Origin of the sequence: Chitinophaga solisilvae (genome assembly GCF_009928525.1) — a bacterium.
In the GTDB taxonomy this organism is placed as follows: domain Bacteria; phylum Bacteroidota; class Bacteroidia; order Chitinophagales; family Chitinophagaceae; genus Chitinophaga; species Chitinophaga solisilvae.
Genome location: NZ_JAABOK010000006.1, coordinates 91,582 through 112,563, shown reverse-complemented (window position 1 = coordinate 112,563; position 20,982 = coordinate 91,582). Strand labels below are relative to the sequence as shown.

General features: G+C 49.1%; 17 protein-coding genes. 5 read left to right on the top strand and 12 right to left on the bottom strand.

Going from position 1 to position 20,982, the window contains the following annotated elements; all coding sequences use genetic code 11:
* Positions 1-31 precede the first annotated feature (31 nt).
* The gene (gene leuS / locus GWG06_RS13850) at positions 32-2,797 is read right to left on the bottom strand and encodes a leucine--tRNA ligase (RefSeq protein WP_160713881.1); all 2,766 of its coding nucleotides are present in this window, start codon (positions 2,795-2,797) and stop codon (positions 32-34) included.
* Between the two features lie 248 nt (positions 2,798-3,045).
* On the opposite strand from leuS, the gene GWG06_RS13845 reads away from it, so the two are divergent.
* The 3 genes from GWG06_RS13845 to GWG06_RS13835 all read left to right on the top strand — a co-directional run bounded on the left by GWG06_RS13845 (position 3,046) and on the right by GWG06_RS13835 (position 5,112).
* Entirely contained in the window at positions 3,046-3,918 is an 873-nt protein-coding gene (locus GWG06_RS13845; protein ID WP_127038259.1) for a cell division protein FtsX, read from the top strand.
* A gap of 36 nt (positions 3,919-3,954) precedes the next feature.
* Entirely contained in the window at positions 3,955-4,236 is a 282-nt protein-coding gene (locus GWG06_RS13840; RefSeq protein WP_127038261.1) for a DUF3098 domain-containing protein, read from the top strand.
* A gap of 75 nt (positions 4,237-4,311) precedes the next feature.
* Positions 4,312-5,112: an undecaprenyl-diphosphate phosphatase gene (locus tag GWG06_RS13835; protein WP_127038263.1), complete on the top strand. Its 801-nt coding sequence runs from the start codon at positions 4,312-4,314 to the stop codon at positions 5,110-5,112.
* 127 nt (positions 5,113-5,239) lie between these two features.
* Here GWG06_RS13835 and GWG06_RS13830 read toward each other — a convergent pair whose 3' ends face one another.
* Together GWG06_RS13830 and tsaE are read right to left on the bottom strand one after the other, a co-directional pair.
* Complete coding sequence (locus tag GWG06_RS13830; RefSeq protein WP_127038266.1) at positions 5,240-6,457, bottom strand: alanine dehydrogenase; 1,218 nt, start codon at positions 6,455-6,457, stop codon at positions 5,240-5,242.
* A 40-nt stretch (positions 6,458-6,497) separates the two neighbouring features.
* Positions 6,498-6,935, bottom strand: a complete 438-nt coding sequence (tsaE, locus tag GWG06_RS13825; RefSeq protein ID WP_160713880.1) for a tRNA (adenosine(37)-N6)-threonylcarbamoyltransferase complex ATPase subunit type 1 TsaE — start codon at positions 6,933-6,935, stop codon at positions 6,498-6,500.
* 256 nt (positions 6,936-7,191) lie between these two features.
* Between tsaE and GWG06_RS13820 the strand changes: the two genes are divergently transcribed.
* Entirely contained in the window at positions 7,192-9,297 is a 2,106-nt protein-coding gene (locus GWG06_RS13820; RefSeq protein ID WP_160713879.1) for a heavy metal translocating P-type ATPase, read from the top strand.
* 57 nt (positions 9,298-9,354) lie between these two features.
* Entirely contained in the window at positions 9,355-11,259 is a 1,905-nt protein-coding gene (locus tag GWG06_RS13815) for a RecQ family ATP-dependent DNA helicase (protein WP_160713878.1), read from the top strand.
* Positions 11,260-11,290: 31 nt separating this feature from the next.
* On the opposite strand, the gene GWG06_RS13810 is transcribed toward GWG06_RS13815, so the two are convergent.
* The 9 genes from GWG06_RS13810 to lpxD all read right to left on the bottom strand — a co-directional run bounded on the left by GWG06_RS13810 (position 11,291) and on the right by lpxD (position 20,916).
* Positions 11,291-12,337 carry a Gfo/Idh/MocA family oxidoreductase gene (locus GWG06_RS13810; protein ID WP_127038274.1) on the bottom strand — a complete coding sequence of 349 codons (1,047 nt, stop codon included), beginning with the start codon at positions 12,335-12,337 and terminating at the stop codon, positions 11,291-11,293.
* A gap of 216 nt (positions 12,338-12,553) precedes the next feature.
* The gene (locus tag GWG06_RS13805) at positions 12,554-14,098 is read right to left on the bottom strand and encodes a helicase HerA-like domain-containing protein (RefSeq protein ID WP_160713876.1); all 1,545 of its coding nucleotides are present in this window, start codon (positions 14,096-14,098) and stop codon (positions 12,554-12,556) included.
* A gap of 223 nt (positions 14,099-14,321) precedes the next feature.
* The gene (locus tag GWG06_RS13800; RefSeq protein WP_235938334.1) at positions 14,322-14,702 is read right to left on the bottom strand and encodes a co-chaperone GroES; all 381 of its coding nucleotides are present in this window, start codon (positions 14,700-14,702) and stop codon (positions 14,322-14,324) included.
* Positions 14,703-14,757: 55 nt separating this feature from the next.
* Positions 14,758-15,597 (bottom strand): MBL fold metallo-hydrolase, encoded by an 840-nt coding sequence (locus GWG06_RS13795; RefSeq protein ID WP_127038278.1) that lies wholly within the window; start codon positions 15,595-15,597, stop codon positions 14,758-14,760.
* 18 nt (positions 15,598-15,615) lie between these two features.
* Positions 15,616-16,896 carry an MFS transporter gene (locus tag GWG06_RS13790; protein WP_160713875.1) on the bottom strand — a complete coding sequence of 427 codons (1,281 nt, stop codon included), beginning with the start codon at positions 16,894-16,896 and terminating at the stop codon, positions 15,616-15,618.
* A 106-nt stretch (positions 16,897-17,002) separates the two neighbouring features.
* Entirely contained in the window at positions 17,003-17,623 is a 621-nt protein-coding gene (locus GWG06_RS13785) for an ABC transporter ATP-binding protein (protein ID WP_160713874.1), read from the bottom strand.
* Positions 17,607-18,407: an acyl-ACP--UDP-N-acetylglucosamine O-acyltransferase gene (lpxA, locus tag GWG06_RS13780; protein WP_127038284.1), complete on the bottom strand. Its 801-nt coding sequence runs from the start codon at positions 18,405-18,407 to the stop codon at positions 17,607-17,609. Before lpxA ends, GWG06_RS13785 begins: the two co-directional genes overlap by 17 nt.
* A gap of 3 nt (positions 18,408-18,410) precedes the next feature.
* A complete protein-coding gene (locus GWG06_RS13775; protein WP_235938332.1) occupies positions 18,411-19,829 on the bottom strand; it encodes a bifunctional UDP-3-O-[3-hydroxymyristoyl] N-acetylglucosamine deacetylase/3-hydroxyacyl-ACP dehydratase in 1,419 nt (472 codons plus the stop codon).
* A gap of 37 nt (positions 19,830-19,866) precedes the next feature.
* Positions 19,867-20,916: a UDP-3-O-(3-hydroxymyristoyl)glucosamine N-acyltransferase gene (gene lpxD, locus GWG06_RS13770; RefSeq protein ID WP_127038286.1), complete on the bottom strand. Its 1,050-nt coding sequence runs from the start codon at positions 20,914-20,916 to the stop codon at positions 19,867-19,869.
* Between the last annotated feature and the right edge of the window lie 66 nt (positions 20,917-20,982).

Genomic DNA, 20,982 nt, shown 5'->3' with positions numbered 1-20,982 from the left:
CGTAATTCGCAATTCGTAATTCGTAATTATTTTAAACCACTACATTAATCATCCTTCCTTTCACAATAATCACTTTCTTCGGTGCTTTTCCTTCCAGCCATTTCTGTACTATTTCGCTGGAGAGTACTTCCTGTTCGATGGCGCTGTTGTCGGCATCGAGGGCGAAGCCCATTTCGGCGCGTGTTTTACCGTTGATAGCGATAGGGTAATTGAAGGCGCTTTCTTTGGTGAACTGTTCATCGTATACCGGGTAAGGTGCATCCAGAATGCTGGAGGTGTTGCCCAGCTGATGCCACAGTTCTTCGCTGAGGTGAGGCGCATATGGTGTGAGGAGTATCAGTAATGGCTCCAGCACAGCGCGTTTATGGCATTTCAGCGTATAGAGTTCGTTCACGCAGATCATGAACTGGCTGACAGCGGTGTTGAACGAGAAGGTGGTGGTATCGCCATCGATTTTGTGGATGGTTTTGTGCAGCACTTTCTGTTCAGCCGGTGTAGGTGTATCGTTGGTAACGATGAGCCCTTTCTGTTCATCAGAGAACAGGCGCCACAGTTTTTTCAGGAAGCGGTGAACGCCTTCAATGCCTTTGGTATCCCATGGTTTGGACTGTTCCACAGGGCCGAGGAACATTTCGTACATGCGGAAGGTATCTGCCCCGAATTTTTCCACGAGGTCGTTCGGGTTAACGGTATTGAATAAACGCTTGCTCATTTTTTCGAGCTGTACGCCGCAGATATATTTACCGTCTTCCAGGATGAAGGTGGCTTCGGAGAAGTCGGGCTTCCATTTTCTGAAGGCTTCGGTGTCCAGTTCCACGCCATCCACGATGTTAACATCTACGTGGAGTTCGTCGGTTTCGTACTGGTCTTTCAGGCCGGCGGATACGAACTGGTGTGTACCGCGTATGCGGTATACGAGCCTGGAGCTGCCGCCGATCATACCCTGGTTGATCAGGGATTTGAAGGGTTCGTCGAAGCCGATGTGGCCGAGGTCGAACAATACTTTTGTCCACATGCGGGAATAGAGCAGGTGGCCTACAGCGTGTTCGGTGCCGCCCACGTATACGTCTACCTGATTCCAGTAGTCGGTGGCTTTGCGGTCGGCAAAGGTGTTGTTGTTATGCGGGTCCATGTATCGGAGGAAATACCAGCTGCTGCCGGCGTATCCGGGCATGGTGTTGGTTTCCCTTTTAATGCCGGGGGCTACGTTCACCCAGTCGGTGATATTGGCCAGCGGGCCTTCTCCTTCTTCTCCCGGTTTATAGTTTTCCACATATGGTAATTCCAGCGGGAGATCTTTTTCGTCCATGGCATATGGGATACCGTCTTTATAGATGATCGGGAAAGGTTCGCCCCAGTAGCGCTGGCGGCTGAATCCCGCGTCGCGCATTTTGTAGTTGATCTGGCGTTTACCGATACGCATCTCTTCCAGTTTGTTGATTACCACGTCCATAGCGGGTCTCATGACCATGCCGTTGAGGAAGTCGCTGTTCTGGAGGATGGCGTCTTTGGTAGGATTGGCCTCGTTGCCGTTGAAAGCATCCCCGATGATATTGGTGATGGGGATATTGAAATGGCGGGCAAAGCCGAAGTCGCGCTGATCGCCGCAGGGCACAGCCATAATAGCGCCGGTGCCATAGCCTGCCAGTACATATTCAGCGGTCCATACCGGGATTTCGCGGCCATTGAACGGATTGATGGCATATGCGCCCGTGAAACAGCCGGTGATTTGTTTAACATCGGCCATGCGCTCACGCTCAGAACGGCTTTGCACGTAGTCGAGATATTTCTCAATTTCGCTTTGCTGTTCCGGGGTAGTAATTTGCTGTATCAGTTCATGTTCCGGAGCAATTACCATAAAGTCTACGCCGAAGATGGTATCCGGGCGGGTGGTATATACTTCGATATGTGCAGCAGCATTTTTCAGGGCAAACTTTATTTCAGCGCCCTGGCTTTTCCCGATCCAGTTGCGTTGCATTTCTTTCATGGCGTCGCTGAAGGATACTTTCTCCAGCCCTTCCAGCAGGCGGTTGGCGTATTCGGTGATGCGCAGGAACCACTGGCGCATTTTCTTCTTTATCACGGGATATCCGCCGCGCTCGCTCACGCCGTTCACTACTTCATCGTTGGCGAGTACGGTGCCCAGGGCGGGACACCAGTTAACTTCGGCATAGTCGAGGTAGCCAAGGCGGTACTGCATGATAATATTGCGTTGTACAGCTTCGTCAAAGCCTTTCCACTCTTCCGCGGAGAACTGCAGCTGACGGTCGCCGGGGCAGATATGGCGGGTGTTGCCTTCTTTTTCAAAGATGGCGGTGAGGGTGCTGACAGGTTCTGCCTGCTGGCTGCTGCGGTTGTACCAGCTTTCAAACAGCTGCAGGAAAATCCACTGTGTCCATTTATAGTAGGAAGGGTCGCTGGTATTTACCTGGCGGTCCCAGTCATAGCAAAAGCCGATGTTATCCAGCTGTTCACGGAAAGCCTTAATATTCTGTTCGGTGGTAACGATAGGGTGCTGCCCTGTTTCCAGCGCATATTGTTCTGTAGGCAGACCGAAGGCATCGTACCCCATGGTATGCAGTACGTTAAAGCCTTTCAGCCTTTTATAGCGTGCGTAGATATCGGTCGCAATGTATCCGAGGGGGTGTCCGACATGCAGGCCCGCACCGGACGGGTAGGGGAACATGTCCAACACATAACATTTGGGTTTGGGGCTGTCGTTACTTACCTTGTAAGCGTGGGACTCCTGCCATTGCTGCTGCCACTTTTTTTCAATTGCCCTGAAATTGTATTCCATATCAGTTGTAGATGAGCGGTAATAAAGGGGATGCAGACAATACACCGCACCTGTACCGCGTTATCAGTTATAAATTTAATTTTTTGTTATGCCTGACCAGCAAAATAATGTTAAAATCATTAATAGCACAATGTCATACCCGAACATCTTTATATATTGCCGATTCTTAACATTATAATGGAGCCGGGAGGCAAAATTAAACACATAACTACTAATTTTTATTATTTTCGCCGATAAACTGCAGATTAATGGCGCAATCCGGGAAATCATCAGCAAAAAAGTCTAAACCTTCTTACCTGTACTCCATTATTGGTGTGGCACTGGTACTGTTTTCACTGGGCACTCTGGGCCTGGTGGTTATTCATGCCAGCAAACTGAGTAAGTACTTCAAGGAAAGTATTGAGGTACAGGTTATTCTGAGAGACAATGTAAAAGAAAGCCAGGCGCTGGCCCTGAGAGACTCTATCGCCCATAAGCCGTATATCAAGTCTATTGAATATGTGTCCAAGGATATGGCAGCACAGCGCTTCCAGAAAGATTTCGGGGAAGATTTTATCAAACTGCTGGAATATAACCCGCTGTATGCCAGTATTAACATCAAAGCCAATGCCGGCTATGTTAATAACGACAGTCTGAAGATTATTGAGAATAATCTCTCCCAGCAGAGCATTGTGCGTGAGATCTCCTATCAGCGTACCCTGGTGAGCAAGCTGAATGAAAACGTGAATAAAATAGGGATGGTCATCCTGATTATCAGTTGCCTGCTGGCGCTGGTGGTGATCTTCCTGATAGATAATACCATCCGTCTGGCGATGTTCAGCAACCGTTTCCTGATTAAAACCATGCAGATGGTAGGAGCAACCAGATGGTTTATTGCCAAGCCTTTTGACCTGCGCAGTATTGTGAATGGCGCTATCAGTGCGTTGATCGCTATTGCCGGTCTGGTGGCTATCCTGTCTTTTGCCAACAAAACATTGCCGGAGCTGAACGGCCTGCGCGATAATGTGATGATTGCCCTCTTATTCCTGGGGATGCTTATTGTTGGTATCTGTATTTCCCTGTTCAGCACACACCGCTCTGTGATGAAATACCTGCGGTTGAAACTGGATGATTTGTACTAATCAAACCCTTACTGAAGATCATTAATATCTAATACTATGGTTAAAGAAACTACTAAGTCCACCATAACAAAAGAAGCGCCGGTTGCAGACAGCCATCCTATTCTGCCTAAAGAAAACTATAAGTTTATGCTGGCGGGCATTGTGGTAATTGTTATCGGCTTCCTGCTGATGATGGGTGGCGACAGCAGCGATCCTAATTCCTTCAAGCCTGAGCAGGTGTACAGCTTCCGCCGTATTACCCTGGCTCCGATTGTGATTGTGCTGGGGCTGCTGGTAGAAGTATATGCCATCATGCACCGTCCGAAAACAAAGGCTTAATAAGTACCATCAACAATATTTAACAGCGATGATCACTCATCGCTTTTTTTTTCACTTTTAACCATAGCAGCGTACATGAACTTTTTTCATGCCATCATCATCGCGATTGTTGAGGGCCTCACCGAATTTCTCCCGATTTCATCCACTGGGCACATGATTATCGTCAGCTCCTTACTGGGCATTAATAAAGACGAATTCACCAAGTTATTTGAAGTAGTGATTCAGCTGGGAGCCATCCTGGCGGTAGTGGTACTTTACTGGCGCAAGTTTCTGGTATTTGACAAGAACCGCCTTAATTTCTACCTGAAGCTGATAGTAGCCGTTATTCCAGCGCTTATCTGCGGATACCTCTTCAGCGATAAAATTGATCAGCTGCTGGAAAGCCCGCTCACCGTCGGTATTACCCTGTTGCTGGGAGGAGTGGTATTACTGTTTGTAGATAACTGGTTTCAGCAGCCTACCATCGATACAGATGAGAAAATAAATATATTCACTGCACTGCGTATTGGTTTTTACCAGTGCCTGGCGCTGATTCCCGGAGTAAGCCGCAGTGCCGCCTCCATCATCGGCGGTATGCAGCAGAAACTCACCCGCAATGTGGCCGCAGAGTTCTCCTTCTTCCTCGCTGTGCCTACCATGGCTGCCGCCACAGGTTATAAGCTGCTGAAAGGAAAAGACCTGCTCCTGGCACACCCCGATAACCTGAAACTCCTGCTGGTAGGAAATATCGTAGCCTTCCTCGTAGCCATGGCCGCCATCAAATTCTTCATCGGCGCTCTGAAAAAATACGGCTTCAAAATGTGGGGGTATTATAGGATAGTGGTTGGTGCTGTGATTATTGCGGCGATATTGATGGGCTACTCGCTGGAAATTTAATTACGAATTACGAATTGCGAATTACGAATGAGGAGCGAAGACATAAGCGGATAAAGAATTTACTTCTTCGCTTATGTCTTCGCTCCTCATTCGTAATTCGCAATTCGTAATTCGTAATTCCCGAATTTTATCCTTTAACTGCCAGCAACAGCTCCAAATCCGTGTATTTAAGTTTGAACTTCTCACTCAGGTGGTAGTTGGTCAGTGCGCCTTTATACAGGTAGATACCGTTGCGGACACCGCGTTTTATCCATACCAGGTTTTCGAAACCGCCGTCATCGGCAGCTTCGATGAGGAGAGGCATCAGTACGTTGCTGATGGCTTCTGAGGCAGTGCGTGCAAATCCGGAAGGGATATTGGGTACGCAGTAGTGGACTACGTCGTATTTTTTGAAAACAGGATTTTCGTGACTGGTGATCTCTGACGTTTCAAAGCAGCCGCCGCGGTCGATGCTGACATCTACAATGACAGAGCCGGCTTTCATATTGCTCACCATGGATTCGCTGACAACAACGGGAGTACGGCCGCTCTGTGAGGAGAGGGCGCCTACGGCTACATCGGCATTGCGAAGCTGTTCCGCCAGCACTTTGGGTTGTATAACGGAGGTGAATACACGTACGCCGATATTGTTCTGCAGGCGTTTCAGTTTATAGATGTTGTTATCAAATACTTTCACGGAAGCGCCCAGCGCCATGGCAGTACGGGCGGCAAACTCGCCTACAATGCCCGCACCGATGATGACTACCTTGGTGGGCGGAATGCCGGTAATGCCTCCCAGCAGAATACCTTTACCCTTGTTGCCGTTGCTGAGGTACTGACCTGCGATGAGCATGACAGCGCCGCCGGCAATTTCACTCATGGCCCGTACAATGGGGTAGGTGCCGGCATCATCTTTCAGATTTTCGAAAGAAAGCAGGGTGATACGTTTATCCATCATCTTCTGTACCTGCGGCGCTTTGAGCGCAGCCAGGTGAATCGGTGAGATGACAATCTGGTGGGGATGGAGCAGTTCTATTTCCTCATCGTTCAGCGGAGCTGATTTAACAATGATTTCTGCCTTGAAAACTTCCTTTTTATCATATACGATCTCAGCGCCGGCCTCTGAATAGTCGGTGTCATAGTAATGTGATCCGTCGCCGGCTTTATGTTCTACCACTATATGATGTCCGTGTGCAGCCAGTATACTTACCGCGTCGGGCGTCAGGGCTATTCGGTTTTCCTGGAAGGAGTTTTCTTTCGGGATGCCTATGTATAAACGGGAATTCTTCTGTGGTATATCCAGCGTTTCTTCCAGTGGTGAATAAGTAAAGCCAGCACTCACTACAGGTTTTTGCCTTTGCTCCATATACGGTGAATGTTATTTTCAGTATTTAAGTAAAGATACACTATTTGTGAGATGCGGCGGTTTCGCGCAATACCCTTTTTTGATCGGGCAACACTTCCAGTTGCAGATGTATAGTGTCCGGCGGTAACAGCGGCGCTACCACATCGGGCCATTCCACAAAGCAGATGGCATTCTGGTAAAGGGTGTCTTCCACTCCCGCACTGATAGCATCATCTTCATCCCGGAGCCGGTAAAGGTCCAGGTGAAAGATACGCCGTTGCTGCCCCTGCGAGTCCCTGTAGGCATATTCATTGATAATGGAAAAAGTAGGGCTGGCAGTGGCATCTTCCACACCCCTGGCGGCACATAATGCCTTGATAAGCGTGGTTTTTCCTGCGCCCATAGGGCCGTTCAGGGTAAACACCTGTTTGTCAGCAAAATAGCTCCAGAAGGAACCGGCAATCTCCGGCAGCTGATCCAGTGTAAATGTCCATTGCATCCGCGAAGTTAAGGATTTACGATTTTGGAATTTTGGAATTTCGAGATTTATTAACACACCAAAGATCTATGCGAAAATCTCCGCTGCATTTCTAAACCACCTAATCCCCAGATCTCAAAACTCCTCCACCTTCTCCGCTGCATTTCAAATAACCAAATCTCAAATAACCCAATAACCAAATGAATGGCTGTTGCATTAATATTTTCCCTCCTTACTGCTGCGGTCAGTAAATTTGTAGCAGGAAAAAGAAGGACCTATGACATCAGTTAGTTGTAAGGTGGAAGGGATGCATTGCACTACCTGCGCAATGAATATTTCCAAATACCTGGAAAAGAAAGGGATGGAAAATGTGAATGTCAGCTTTGCCACTGAAGAAGTGAGTTTTACCGCTCCTGCCGGCGCCGACTCTGCAGAGGTACTGAATGGTATTACCCAGCTTGGATTCCGGGTAGTAATGCCCGATGACGCTCCGGTAAAAGTGGCTTTTTTTAATACCCTGACCTTCAAATTTATTTTTTGCTTAATATTTACGCTGCCCCTGCTGTTACATATGTGGATAAGCTGGCCGTGGTTACATCATCCGTGGGTGCAGTTCTGGCTCACTTTACCGGTATACCTGACAGGACTGTGGCACTTCGGCCGCAGTGCCGCGAAATCGGTCATGAACGGTATGGCTAACATGGATGTACTGGTGACGCTGGGCGCCACCGCAGCGTTTGTATACAGCCTCACCGGCACCATCATGTATGGCAGTACAGACTACCTGTTTTATGAAACCACTGCAGCTATCATCACCCTCGTTTTCCTGGGCAACCTGCTGGAAGAACGCTCCGTAAAACAAACCACTTCCGCCATTGCTGACCTGGCACGGATGCAGATCACCACCGCCCGGCTTATCAATACAGACCATGGTCATGAACATATCAAAGAAGTAGATAACCGTACGCTGCGCCCCGGCGACTGCGTATTGGTGAATACCGGAGATAAAATTCCCATGGATGGCACTATCTACTGGGGTAGCGGCCATACCAACGAATCTATGATCACCGGCGAAAGTGCCCCTGTCAGCAAACAGGAAAAGGATAAAGTAATCGGTGGCACCATCCTGGAAGACGGCAGCATCAAAGTGTATATCACCGCTACCGGAAAAGATACCGTACTTTCCTATATCATTGAGCTGGTAAAGCAGGCCCAGAGCGATAAAGCGCCTATGCAGCGCCTGGCAGACCGCATCAGTGCCGTGTTTGTACCGCTGGTGCTCAGCATCGCCATCGTCACCTTCCTGGGCTGGTATTTTATCGGACATACTTCCCTGGCTACCGCTATGATGCGCAGTGTAGCCGTACTCGTTATAGCATGCCCCTGCGCTATGGGACTGGCTACTCCTGCCGCCGTTATGGTAGGACTGGGCCGCGCCGCCAAAAATGGTATTCTCATCAAAGGGGGGCATACACTGGAGATGTTCAGCAATATCCGCCAGATCGTATTTGATAAAACCGGTACCCTGACCACCGGCAAACTGCAACTGGGACAATACAGCTATAATGACCTGACGGAAGAAGCATTCAAAAGCGTGGTGTACAGCCTGGAGAAGTATTCTTCACACCCCATTGCCCGGTCTGTGGTAACGCTCTGGAAATCCGCCGGGGAAACACCTTTGCAGCAGGTACGCGAACATAAAGGATTAGGTATGCGCGCCAAAGATAAGCAGGGCAACGAATGGCAGCTCGGCTCCTTCCGCATGGCCGCCGGACTCACCGCTGATGACAGCCATAACCTCTACCTGATCCGGAATAATCAGTTGCTGGGATGGATAGATTTCATCGATGAAATCAGACCGGAAGCTGCCACAGTAATACAGCAACTGAAGGATGCCGGTATAGAACCGGTACTGCTCAGCGGCGATACAGAACGCAAATGCCGGGAACTGGCCGCCACGCTAGGCATCAGCAAGGTGTATGCGGAACATTCTCCAGAACAGAAACTGCAGGAAATAGACAGGTTAATGAAGATAGCGCCTACGGCGATGGTGGGCGATGGCATCAACGATGCTCCCGCCCTGTCCAGGGCAACAATCGGTATCTCCCTCAGCGATGCCACCCAGGTGGCTATGCAAAGCGCCAATGTGGTACTCCTGAATAATCATCTCGGCGCCCTGCCGCTGGCAATGGGACTGGGGAAACATACCTATCTCACTATCAGACAGAATCTTTTCTGGGCCTTCATCTACAATGTGGTGGCTATTCCGGTGGCTGCACTGGGATTTCTCAATCCTATTGTGGGCGCGGGTATTATGGGACTCTCCGATGTAGTGCTGGCCATCAATTCTGTACGCCTGCGCTATAAGAACGTGTACCGTTAACCCCGGAATATGCGTTCTTAATAGTAAATTGCGAACGCATCATAGCGTGAAAAAATATTGAGTACACCCGCAGACATACTCCGCCAATACTGGGGTTACAGCCAGTTCCGCCCGTTACAGGAAGATATTGTGAACAGCATCCTGTCCGGTCAGGATACACTTGCATTACTGCCTACCGGCGGTGGTAAATCCATCTGCTTCCAGGTGCCTGCCATGATGAAACCCGGTCTGTGCCTGGTGGTTACACCGCTCATCGCACTCATGAAAGACCAGGTTGCCAACCTGAAAAAGAAAGGAATTGCTGCCTATTGCATCTATTCCGGCATGCTCTATAAGGATGTGGAACGCGTGATGGAAGCGGCGCGCCGCGGTGGCTGCAAATTTCTGTATATCTCTCCCGAAAGATTACAAAGCAAACTTTTTCAGACCTATTGCGATGGCCTGCCGGTAAACCTCATCGCCGTAGATGAAGCGCATTGTATCTCCCAATGGGGATACGATTTCAGACCTGCCTATCTGAAGATAGCGGATATACGCAGCTTTTTCCCGGAAATACCCGTATTGGCGCTGACAGCATCTGCCACACCTAAAGTACAGACGGACATCTGCGATAAACTGCTGATGAAAGATGCCGGCGTTTTTACCAAAAGCTTTGCCAGAGCCAATCTTTCTTACAGCGTACTGGAAGAAACTACCAAGGTAGATAAAGTAAAACATATACTGGATCGGGTGCCGGGATGCGGTATCGTATATTGCCGCAACCGCAAACGTACCCGCGAAATAGCCACCCTGCTGCAACTGGAAGGTATCTCCGCAGGTTATTACCATGCCGGCCTGCCACAGGCAGAACGCGCCGCCCGTCAGGAGGCATGGATCAATAACGACATCCGCATCATGGTATGTACCAATGCCTTTGGTATGGGTATAGACAAGCCGGATGTGCGTATTGTGGTGCATTACGATATTCCCGACAGCCTGGAAGCCTACTACCAGGAGGCCGGCCGCGCAGGCAGGGACGAACAGAAAGCCTATGCCGTGATGCTGTATAATGAAGCGGAACTAACGGACATGCATGCACGTATTGCCCTGCAGTTTCCTTCGCTTGAACAGATCCGTGAAGTTTACCAATGTGTCGTAAACTACCTGCAGGTACCTGTTGGCAGCGCTGAAGGCGTATATTTCGATTTTGATATCAATGATTTTGCCCGCACCTTCCAGCTGAACCTCACCACCGTGTACAGCGCCATCCGCCTGCTGGAGCAGGAAGAAGTGCTGCAGCTCAGCGAAAGCGTGTTCCTGCCTTCCCGCGTGGAGTTTGTTACCAATAAGGAATCCCTCTATGCCTTTGAAAGCGCTTATCCGGCGCTGGAAGAGATCATCAAGGTATTACTCCGCACCTACGAAGGTATCTTCGACAATGCCGTACCGGTATATGAAAGACAGATAGGCAGAATCATGCTGATGGAAGATGATGATATTGCCGCCCTGCTGCACCAGCTGCATCAGTATGGTATCATTCATTATCATGCCCGCCGGGATGAGCCACAGCTCTGCTTTTTACAGGAGCGGGTATCCGCTTCGCTGCTGCGCATCAATATGGCGCGCATAGATATGCTGAAGAAAATTTATACCGACCGGCTGACAGCCATGTTTGCCTATGCCCGGAATACGGACACCTGCCGCACACAGCAGCTGGTGGCCTATTTCGGAGAAAAGAAGGCAGCCCCGTGCGGTGTATGTGATATCTGCCTGAAGAAAAAATCAGCTCCGCTGGATACCGCTGCTTTTAAGCGTATATCCGACAACGTTATAGCGCTGCTGAAACAGCAGCCGCTGTTATTCCCGGAACTGCAGACAAAAATGCCGGACGTCCGCAAAAGCGATCTGATGGCCGTTTTACAGTTTATGAATGAAGAGGGGCTGGTAGAGAGAGATGACAGCGGAAGATTAAAAAGCAGTTAGCCCTCCGGAGAAGACTAACTGCGTAAGATGATTACAGCGAAATAACTTTTCCTTCCCGGCTGCTTTTGAAGGCAGCTTCTATTACCCTGATCACATTGCTGGCGTCCTGCGGAGCAACGGGGTTGGGCGCATTATTTACCAGCGCGGCGTAAATGCCGTTATAATAATCCATGTAATTACCATTGGTTCCCGGCAGGAATTGTTTTACCACCTTGCCGTTGATTTCGGTGTGCAGCAAGCCCCATTCATGCGGTTGCTCTGCGCCCCAGTCCGGACTATTGGGCAGCAGTCCTCTTTGCAGCTGCGCTTCCTGTATATCAGATTTCGTTTTGATAAAAGAGCCGGCACGTCCGTGCAGCTGATAGGAAGGCAGCGCCTCACGGATGAGGTAACTGCATTTCAGACGTACCCGGAGTGTATCATAGTAGAGTACCAGTTCAAAGTAGTCATCCACAACGGAGTCCCGGCGAATGATACGGATGTCGGCCCAGAGGGATTGCGGCATACCAAACAGCGTCAGTGCCTGATCAATCAGGTGGGAGCCCAGGTCATACAGGGCGCCGGTACCGGGCAAACCCCCTTCCTTATGTTTCTTATAACTCAGTTCTTCCTTGAAGCGGTCGTAGTGTATTTCCGCTTCCAGGATATCACCCAGCAGCCCGTCGCTGATAACCTGGCGTACTATTTTAAAGTCGCTGTCATAGCGGCGATTGTGATATACGCTGAGCAGCAGCTTTTTAGAGGAGGCAAGTGCTATCAGTGTATCTGCTTCTGCTGCAGTCACCGTAAAGGGTTTTTCCACCACCACGTTTTTACCTGCTTCCAGTGCCTTGGTTACATAGTCGAAATGTGTATAGTTGGGTGTATTTACTACGATCAGCTCCAGTTCAGGATCTGCAATCATATCTTCCACAGTCGTATACACCTTCACATCCGGATACCGTTGCCGTGCAATATTTTTGCTTCTCTCCACTACAGCCGTAAACTCAAAACCCGGATTCACATACAGAAAGGGCGCATGAAATACCTGGCCGGACATACCAAAGGAACAGATACCTGTTTTAATGACTTTATCCATAATTATATTGTTTGAGATCCGAAAGCGTCAAAATAATAAATTAATTACGAATTACGAATTGCGAATTACGAATGTAGAAGCGAAGATTTAAACGAAGATGAAAGGAGATAGCTATTGTAAATCCTCTTTCATCTTCGTTTAAATCTTCGCTTCTACATTCGTAATTCGTAATTCGCAATTCGTAATTAATTAAAGGGGGCCGTTATTGAAAGCAGCCTAAAACCAGCTGCTTTTCTTTTTGCTTCTGCCGCCCAGTCCCAGTGCGCCCAGCAGGCTGCGGGTGATGACGCTGGCGGCGGTGCGGCCGGCCTGTTTTACTGCGGAGCTTTCCAGTACTTGTTCGAAGATGCCTTTTTCTTCTTTCTGTCGGCCTTTAGGGGCGGGAGCTTCCGCAGTTTTTTCTGCGGCCTCCTGCAGTTTGGCGGTCAGTATTTCGTAGGCGCTTTCATTGTCGATGGTTTCAGCATATTTCCTGACCAGTTTGGAGTTACTGATAAGTCCGTCTAGTTCGCCGGTAGTCAGTACATCCATGCGGGAGCGTGGCGATACCAGCATGGTCGCTGCCAGCGGTGTGGGTACGCCTTTTTCATTCAGACAGGTAATCAGCGCTTCGCCGATACCTATCTGAGTAAGGAGATCATCTGTTTTATAGAATTCAGACAGCGGATAGTTTTCGGCTGTCTGTTTGATGGTTTTACGGTCATTGGCAGTAAAGGCGCGCAGGGCATGCTGTACTTTCAGTCCCAGCTGTCCCAGTACGGATGCGGGAACATCCATCGGGTTTTGTGTGCAGAAGAAAATGCCCACGCCTTTGGATCTGATCAGTTTGATGATGGTATCAATCTGTTTGAGCAGGGCATCGCTGGCTTCATTGAAGATGAGATGGGCCTCATCTATAAACATGACCAGCTTGGGTTTGTCCATATCGCCTTCTTCGGGCAGTGTGGCATACAATTCGGCCAGCAGGCTGAGCATGAAGGTGGAAAAGAGTTTGGGACGGTCCTGGATATCGCTTACACGCAGAATGGAGATGACACCACGGCCATCATCGCTCACCCGCATGAGGTCATCCACTTCAAAGGACCGCTCTCCGAAGAACAGCTCTGCACCCTGTTGTTCCAGCTCTATCACTTTACGCAGGATGGTGCCGGTAGAAGTAGTGGAAATTTTACCGTAGTCTTTTTCCAGTTCGGCTTTACCTTCATTGCCTGCAAACTGCAGTACTTTTTTGAAATCTTTCAGGTCCAGCAGCGGCAGTTTATTATCATCGCAATATTTGAACAGCATGGCTACAAGGCCCGCCTGGGTATCGTTCAGCTCCAGTATTTTAGACAGCAGCACCGGCCCGAACTCGCTAACGGTAGCGCGTAAACGAACACCTTTTTCCTGGCTGAGTGACAGCAGCTCAGCAGGATATGCGGCCGGGCTCCAGGAGCCGCCAATCTTCTGATAGCGTTCTTGTATTTTGGGATTATCCGTACCGGCAGCGGCTATACCGCTGAGATCCCCCTTGATATCCATCAGTAACACCGGCACGCTGGCATCGCTCAGCCCTTCTGCAATCACCTGCAGGGTCTTGGTTTTACCTGTACCGGTAGCTCCGGCAATCAGCCCGTGACGGTTCATGGTTTTCAATGGCAGGAACACATCCGCGCCGGTAACCACTTCACCATCCAGCATGGCGCAACCCAGCTTGAAATGCTCCCCCTTGAAGGTATAACCACTCTTGATAGATTCCAGAAATGCTTCTTTATTGCCCATAATGTAAGTGTTTGAAGTGCTTATAAGGTAAGGAAAAAATGTGAATTACGAATTACGAATTGCGAATTACGAATGTAAAGGCGAAGAGCTAAACGAAGATTAAAGGTGATAAGTATTAAATATCACTTTTAATCTTCGTTTAGCTCTTCGCCTTTACATTCGTAATTCGCAATTCGTAATTCGTAATTGCCCTTCAGTTCCAACCAATAAAAACGGGTCTCCCCTAAAGGTCTTCCTCCCGTTCCAGCATCAATATCGCTCCCTGTGGCACTATGAAGTACGTCTCGTCTTCATAGACAATCTCGGTGGAGCCGCTCAGCAGGAAGATGGCGAGGTCGCCTTCTTTGGCCTGCAGGGGAATGTATTTGACTTTATCTTCTTCCGGCTTCCAGGAATCCTCTTCGTCTACAGGAATGGGGATAGCGTATCCGGGGCCGGTTTTGATAACATATCCTTTTTGCACCTTTTCTTTTTCCTGCACGCCGGGAGGCAGGTATAAGCCGCTTCTGGTGCGGTCGTGCGGCGTAGAGGGCTTTATCAGCACCCGGTCGCCAACAACGATCAGCTTTTTTAGTTTGTTATCCGGTGTAATATGTATAGCCATAGGTAACCGGAATCAAAAATAATGCAGGGTTGTGTTTAATGACAGACTGACAGGGCTACAGTTCCTGCAGGGCAAAGGTGTTGGCGGCGCGGATACCTTTTTCCGTCATTTCCAGCGTACAGCATTCGATGCGCGGATCATGCTCAAAGAACAGCACATATTGCTGATCCAGGGCTTCCTGCAGATACTTTTTCTTTTCCGTGAGGGTGGTCAGCGGAAACATGTCATATGCCATCACATATGGGAGGGGGAGGTGCGCCACAGAGGGCAGCAGATCCGCCATGTACAGGATGGTTTTATCCTTGTATTGTAGCTGTGGCAGCATCATGGCATCGGTGTGGCCGCTGGCAAATCTTACAGAGATATTATCTGTAAAGGCAGTGCCGTCTTTATGTTCAATGAATTTCAACTGCCCGCTTTCCTGTATGGGCAGGATATTTTCTTTCAGGAAGGAAGCCTTTTCCCGGTCGTTGGGCTGGGTAGCCCATTTCCAGTGGTCTTCATTACTCCAGAAGGTAGCATTTTTGAAGGCCGGCACCAGTTTGTCGCCTTCTCTTCTGATGCTGCCTCCGCAATGATCGAAGTGCAGGTGGGTGAGGAAAACGTCGGTAATATCATCCCGGTGGAAGCCGTGTGCCGCCAGGGATTTATCGAGGGTGGCATCGCCGTGCAGGTAGTAATGGCTGAAGAATCTGGCATCCTGTTTATCGCCGATACCGTTGTCAACAAGTATCAGGCGGTTGCCGTCTTCTATCAGCAGGCAGCGCATGGCCCAGGTGCAGAGGTTGTTGTCATCTGCAGGATTGAGTTTGTTCCACATCGTTTTGGGTACTACGCCGAACATGGCGCCGCCGTCCAGTTTGAAAAATCCCGTATCGATCGTATATAACCGCATAATGTTCTGGTATTTGATTTATTTAACGGAAGACAATTGTTTTTGTTTCAGCAGGGCGGAGATGATCCACACGAGGCCGATGATAAAGTATACCACCAGCGCCAGTACTGAGTTGCGCAGGTTGTTGGTCAGGTCGTCGATATAGGCAAATGAGAACATGCCGATAACGATAGACAGCTTTTCGGTAACGTCGTAATAGCTGAAGAAGCTGGTCGTATCTTTTGTTTCCGGCATCAGTTTGGCGTAGGTAGAGCGGCTGAGCGACTGCACGCCTCCCATTACCAGGCCTACCACAGTTGCCAGCAGGTAAAAGTGCATGGCGGTCTGCATCTTGTAACCGGCGATGCAGATGCCTATCCAGAGTATCAGCACCCCGATCAGTACCCGGAGGTTACCATAGATGCCGGAGAGCCTGGCCATGCTCCATGCGCCGGGAATGGCCACCAGCTGAATAATTACCACTACGGCAATAAGGGTGCTGGATGGGAGGTTCAGCACTTTACTGCCGAAGATGGTAGCAGCCAGCATGACCGTCTGTACACCCATGCTGTAGAAGAAAAAGCCACGAAGGAAGCGCTTCAGCACCGGCATGGTTTTCACTTGCGCATACACTTTGCGTAGTTCTGCAAAGCCTTCTGTAAATATATTTCCCTGGTGTTTATCAACGGATGGTTTGCTGGCCGGCAGGGTAGCAAAAGGAATCTGTGCAAAGCAGATCCACCAGACACCCACCAGCAGGAAGGTAATCTGTACCGGCTTTATATCGTCCATACCGAAAGGTTTGAGGAGTACCAGTGCAAACCCGATTAGCTGAAGGATAACGCTGCCGATATAACCCAGACTGTATCCTTTGGCGCTGATACGGTCACGGTCTTCCGGCGCGGCTATCTCCGGCAGATAGGAGTTATAGAATACAAGTCCGCCGCAATAGCCGACAGTAGCCAGCATGAAGGCAAATACACCGGTGTTCAGCGAACTTTTATCGAAGAAGTACAAGGCTGCACAGGCTGCTGAACCCAGGATGGTAAAGAACTTCAGGAAGATCTTTTTGTTGCCGCGGGTATCGGCGATGGAAGACAGTATCGGCGTGGTGATGGCCACGAGGAGGAAGGCTGCAGCCTGTACATAGTTGTACAGGGCGGAATTGACAAATCGCATTCCCAGGAACGACACATGTTCCTCTGTAACAGCTAGAAAATAGATAGGGAAGAAGGTAGTAGTGATAACAAGGTTGTAAACGGAGTTGGCCCAGTCATACATGGCCCAGCCATTAATCACCTTTTTACTGGCAGTTTGCATAAAAAGCTTTTAGCTGTGTTTAGTTGTCAGCGAAGATAATAAAATAGCAATAAGCCGTTGTTTTTTGCAAAACGGCAGCGCAGGAGAGAACCGTAACGGCTATACGTTATTTTTTATAGTCCTGTATACGGAGGAAGTGTTCGCACATGAAATATTCCTGGGGGTCGTTGGAGCTGACAATGATGAGGCGGTTGCCACCGAATTCGCGGATCAGTTGCTGGTATACCTCTATACCGGCCGCGTCCAGGTTGGTGCAGGGTTCGTCGAGCAGGAGTACGGGCACATCGCTGAAAATGGCCAGGGCCAGTTTTATGCGCTGTTTCATACCGGAGGAGAAATACCGGAGCTGTTTGCCGGCTGCCTTTTCCAGTCCTACCTTTTGCATGGCAATAGCAGGAGTGATACCGGGAAGGAATTTTTTAAACTGCAGGTGAAATCCGATGATTTCTGTGAGGGTGAGTTCTTCAATCAGCTCCAGGTAAGGAGCTGCGATAGCACAGTACCGGAAAAACGCATCAGGAGCGATGGGTTTTTCCGGTGTGCCATATTCGATGACGCCTTCGTTGTGCTGAATGGCGCCGCTGATAACCTGTAATAAGGTGGATTTCCCGGAACCGTTAGGCCCTAATATAGCGTATCGCTGTCCTTCACGGAAGGTCTGCGTTACACCACGAAAAATCCAGTCGTAGTTAAAGCGTTTGCCCGTCTGATTAAGAGATATCGTCATTGGAGCGGGAAGTATAACCTCTCATAATACCGCGGCCGGACTCACGGATGAAGGAGAGTATTTCATCTCTTTCGTCGGTAGCAGGGAATTCTGCTTCGATGATGCTGACAGCCTTGGATAATTTAAACCCTTTCACAAAGATCACACGGTAAATATCCAGGATATGATTGATTTTTTCCAGGGAGAAACCTCTTCTCTTTAAGCCTACGGAGTTTACGCCAACGTAGGACAGGGGCTCACGGGCAGCCTTTACGTAAGGAGGTACGTCTTTACGTACCATGGAACCGCCGGTAACGAATGCGTGGTCGCCTACCTTACAGAACTGCTGGATGGCTACCATGCCCGCCAGTACCACGTGATCGCCAACGGTGATGTGGCCGGCAAGGGTGGTATTGTTGGAGAAGACGCAGTAGTTGCCTACTTCACAATCGTGGGCAATATGGCTGTAGGCCATGATGAGGCAGTTGTTGCCGATCACGGTTTTCCATTTGTCTTTGGTGCCACGGTTAATCGTCACAAATTCACGGATCGTGGTATTGTTGCCGATTTCTACCGTTGTTTCTTCACCCGCATATTTTAAATCCTGTGGGATGGCAGAAATAACAGCGCCGGGGAATATGCGGCAGTTTTTGCCTATTCTGGCTCCTTCCATGATGGTTACGTTAGAACCTATCCAGGTGCCGTCTCCTATTTCTACGTTTTTGTGAATTACGGTAAACGGATCAATTTTTACATTGGGCGCAACTTTGGCGTCCGGATGTATGTATGTGAGCGGGTGAATCATGCGTTATTTGCCTTCTCTTGTTTTTATAATTTGTGCTATCATATCGGCTTCCGTTACCACTTTGTTTCCGATGAATACCGTTCCCCGCATTTCAACGATACCTCTTCTGATGGGGCTGAGCAGCTCCATCTTAAGGATCATGGTATCACCGGGAAATACTTTCTGTTTAAACTTACAGTTGTCTATTTTCAGAAAGTAGGTGTCGTAGTTTTCAGGATCCGGTACGCGGTTCAGGGCCAGGATACCACCTACCTGCGCCAGCGCTTCCAGCTGTAATACGCCCGGCATGACAGGGTTGCCCGGGAAATGGCCCTGGAAGAAGTGTTCGTTGAAGGTAACGTTCTTAATACCTACTACGCGTTCTTCACCCAGTTCAATGATTTTATCTACCAGCAGCATCGGGTAACGGTGCGGCAGGGTTCTTTCTATACGCGGGGTATCGAAAACAGGCGGCTGATTGGGATCGTACACGGGTACGTCTTTATTGTGCTTGTTTTTCTTGATATATGCCTTGATTTTACGGGCAAATTCCACGTTGGAAGCATGGCCGGGACGGTTGGCAATGATGTGCGCCTTGATCGGGAAACCAATCAGGGCCAGATCGCCCACTACATCCAGGAGTTTATGACGGGCCGGCTCGTTGGGGAAGCGCAGCTCTATGTTGTTCAGGATGCCTTCGCGCTGAACAGAGATCGTTTCACGGTTGAATGCTTTTGCCAGGCGCTGCATGTCATCTTCATTCACTGCCCTGTCTACCACCACGATGGCGTTGTTGATATCTCCGCCTTTAATCAGGTTGTTGTTAAGCAGGTATTCCAGTTCATGCAGGAAGCAGAAGGTACGGGAAGAAGCAATGTCATTTCTGAATTCTTCTATACCGCCCATTTTGGCGTGCTGCGTACCCAGTACCGGTGAATTGAAATCGATCAGGCAGGTAATACGGTAGTCAACAGCCGGCAAAGCCACCATTTCCACCTTTTTCTGCTCGTCGTAATAGCTGATATTGGTATCTATGGTATAATAGATCTTTTTGGCGTCCTGGTCCTGGATACCGGTTTTTTCGATAGCTTCAATGAAAGGGAGGGAGCTGCCGTCCATAATAGGAATTTCGGGGCCGTCCAGTTCAATCAGCACGTTATCCACACCGGTTCCCACCAGGGCTGCCAGCAGGTGCTCCACGGTGCTCACGCGTGCGCCGTTGTGCTCCAGGGTGGTGCCGCGGGCGGTATCCACTACGTAGTCTACATCCGCTTTTACTACAGGCTGGTCAGGAAGGTCTATACGTTGGAATTTGATACCAAAGCCTGCTGATGCCGGCTTCAGTGTCATGTTTACGCTGGCTCCTGTATGCAAACCCACACCTGAAATACTGATATCGCCTTTCAATGTGTGCTGGTTCTGCAACTGTTGATTTTCCATCATATTAACTAATGTATAACTGTTTGATCTTCAGATAAAATTAAACCCCTGCTCTTTCCTGTAACAGTTGTTTTACCATCTCCTCTAATTCCTTCACCCTTTTTTCAAGGTCCGGCAAATTTCTAAAAATTGCCTGACTTTTCAGCGAACTTTTATAATCGTACGCCGGGGAGCCGGTCAGAGAGCTGTTAGGGACGGTAATAGACTTGGACAAACCGCTCTGTGCATTGATTTTGGTGCCGTCGGCGATATGAATATGACCCACCATACCTACCTGGCCGCCGATCACGCAGTTCTGCCCTATTTTGGTACTGCCTGAAACGCCTGTCTGCGCAGCAATAACAGTATTGGGGCCTATGTCCACGTTGTGTGCCACCTGGATAAGGTTATCCAGTTTCACACCCTGACGGATAACGGTAGAACCCATCGTAGCGCGGTCAATAGTAGTATTGGCGCCGATTTCCACATCATCGTGGATCACTACGTTACCGATCTGCGGTACTTTTTTATAGGAACCGTCCGGCTGAGGGGCAAAACCGAAGCCGTCGCCGCCAATCACACAGCCTGCATGCAGGATCACACGGCTTCCCACAATGCAATTATCGTATACTTTTACACCCGGATACAGCACAGCGTCATTGTTAACAATAACATTATCTCCGAGATAAACTCCAGGGTATATCTTTACATTATTGCCGAGCACCACATTTTCTCCCAGGTAGGCGAAGGCGCCTACGAACACATTTTCCCCCATTTTTACCGTCTGGGGTATATGGGATGGCTGCTGAATACCGGATTTGTTACCTGTCAGGTAGCGGTATTTCTCCAGCAACAGGGCGAAGCTGCTGTAGGCATCTTTCACCCGGATCAGGGTAGATGTAATGGGGCGTTCTATCACCAGGCTCTCATTTACTATTAAAATGGACGCGTTTGTGGTATATATGAACTCTTCATACTTTGGATTGGCAATAAAACTGAGCATCCCTTCGCCAGCTTCTTCGATCTTGGCGATGTTGCTCACCTTCACGTCCGGATTTCCCTCCAGCTTACCATCTAACATGGTAGCTAATTGTAATGCGCTAAACTGCATAATTAATATTTGTAATGTTTTCCAGGCTACTTCCGGATTTGTATGAATTAATTCTTTAACATTTTA

What these genes read in the sequence shown, in the direction of transcription:
- GWG06_RS13835 (WP_127038263.1), top strand. Translation starts at nt 4,312, where the DNA reads ATGAACTTTTTTCATGCCATCATCATCGCGATTGTTGAGGGCCTCACC.
- tsaE (WP_160713880.1), bottom strand. Translation starts at nt 6,935, where the DNA reads ATGCAATGGACATTTACACTGGATCAGCTGCCGGAGATTGCCGGTTCC.
- GWG06_RS13810 (WP_127038274.1), bottom strand. Translation starts at nt 12,337, where the DNA reads ATGGATAAAGTCATTAAAACAGGTATCTGTTCCTTTGGTATGTCCGGC.
- lpxD (WP_127038286.1), bottom strand. Translation starts at nt 20,916, where the DNA reads ATGCAGTTTAGCGCATTACAATTAGCTACCATGTTAGATGGTAAGCTG.
- GWG06_RS13785 (WP_160713874.1), bottom strand. Translation starts at nt 17,623, where the DNA reads ATGACGATATCTCTTAATCAGACGGGCAAACGCTTTAACTACGACTGG.
- lpxA (WP_127038284.1), bottom strand. Translation starts at nt 18,407, where the DNA reads ATGATTCACCCGCTCACATACATACATCCGGACGCCAAAGTTGCGCCC.
- GWG06_RS13830 (WP_127038266.1), bottom strand. Translation starts at nt 6,457, where the DNA reads ATGGAGCAAAGGCAAAAACCTGTAGTGAGTGCTGGCTTTACTTATTCA.
- GWG06_RS13790 (WP_160713875.1), bottom strand. Translation starts at nt 16,896, where the DNA reads ATGCAAACTGCCAGTAAAAAGGTGATTAATGGCTGGGCCATGTATGAC.
- GWG06_RS13805 (WP_160713876.1), bottom strand. Translation starts at nt 14,098, where the DNA reads ATGGGCAATAAAGAAGCATTTCTGGAATCTATCAAGAGTGGTTATACC.
- GWG06_RS13840 (WP_127038261.1), top strand. Translation starts at nt 3,955, where the DNA reads ATGGTTAAAGAAACTACTAAGTCCACCATAACAAAAGAAGCGCCGGTT.
- GWG06_RS13775 (WP_235938332.1), bottom strand. Translation starts at nt 19,829, where the DNA reads ATGATGGAAAATCAACAGTTGCAGAACCAGCACACATTGAAAGGCGAT.
- GWG06_RS13800 (WP_235938334.1), bottom strand. Translation starts at nt 14,702, where the DNA reads ATGGCTATACATATTACACCGGATAACAAACTAAAAAAGCTGATCGTT.
- GWG06_RS13820 (WP_160713879.1), top strand. Translation starts at nt 7,192, where the DNA reads ATGACATCAGTTAGTTGTAAGGTGGAAGGGATGCATTGCACTACCTGC.
- GWG06_RS13795 (WP_127038278.1), bottom strand. Translation starts at nt 15,597, where the DNA reads ATGCGGTTATATACGATCGATACGGGATTTTTCAAACTGGACGGCGGC.
- leuS (WP_160713881.1), bottom strand. Translation starts at nt 2,797, where the DNA reads ATGGAATACAATTTCAGGGCAATTGAAAAAAAGTGGCAGCAGCAATGG.
- GWG06_RS13845 (WP_127038259.1), top strand. Translation starts at nt 3,046, where the DNA reads ATGGCGCAATCCGGGAAATCATCAGCAAAAAAGTCTAAACCTTCTTAC.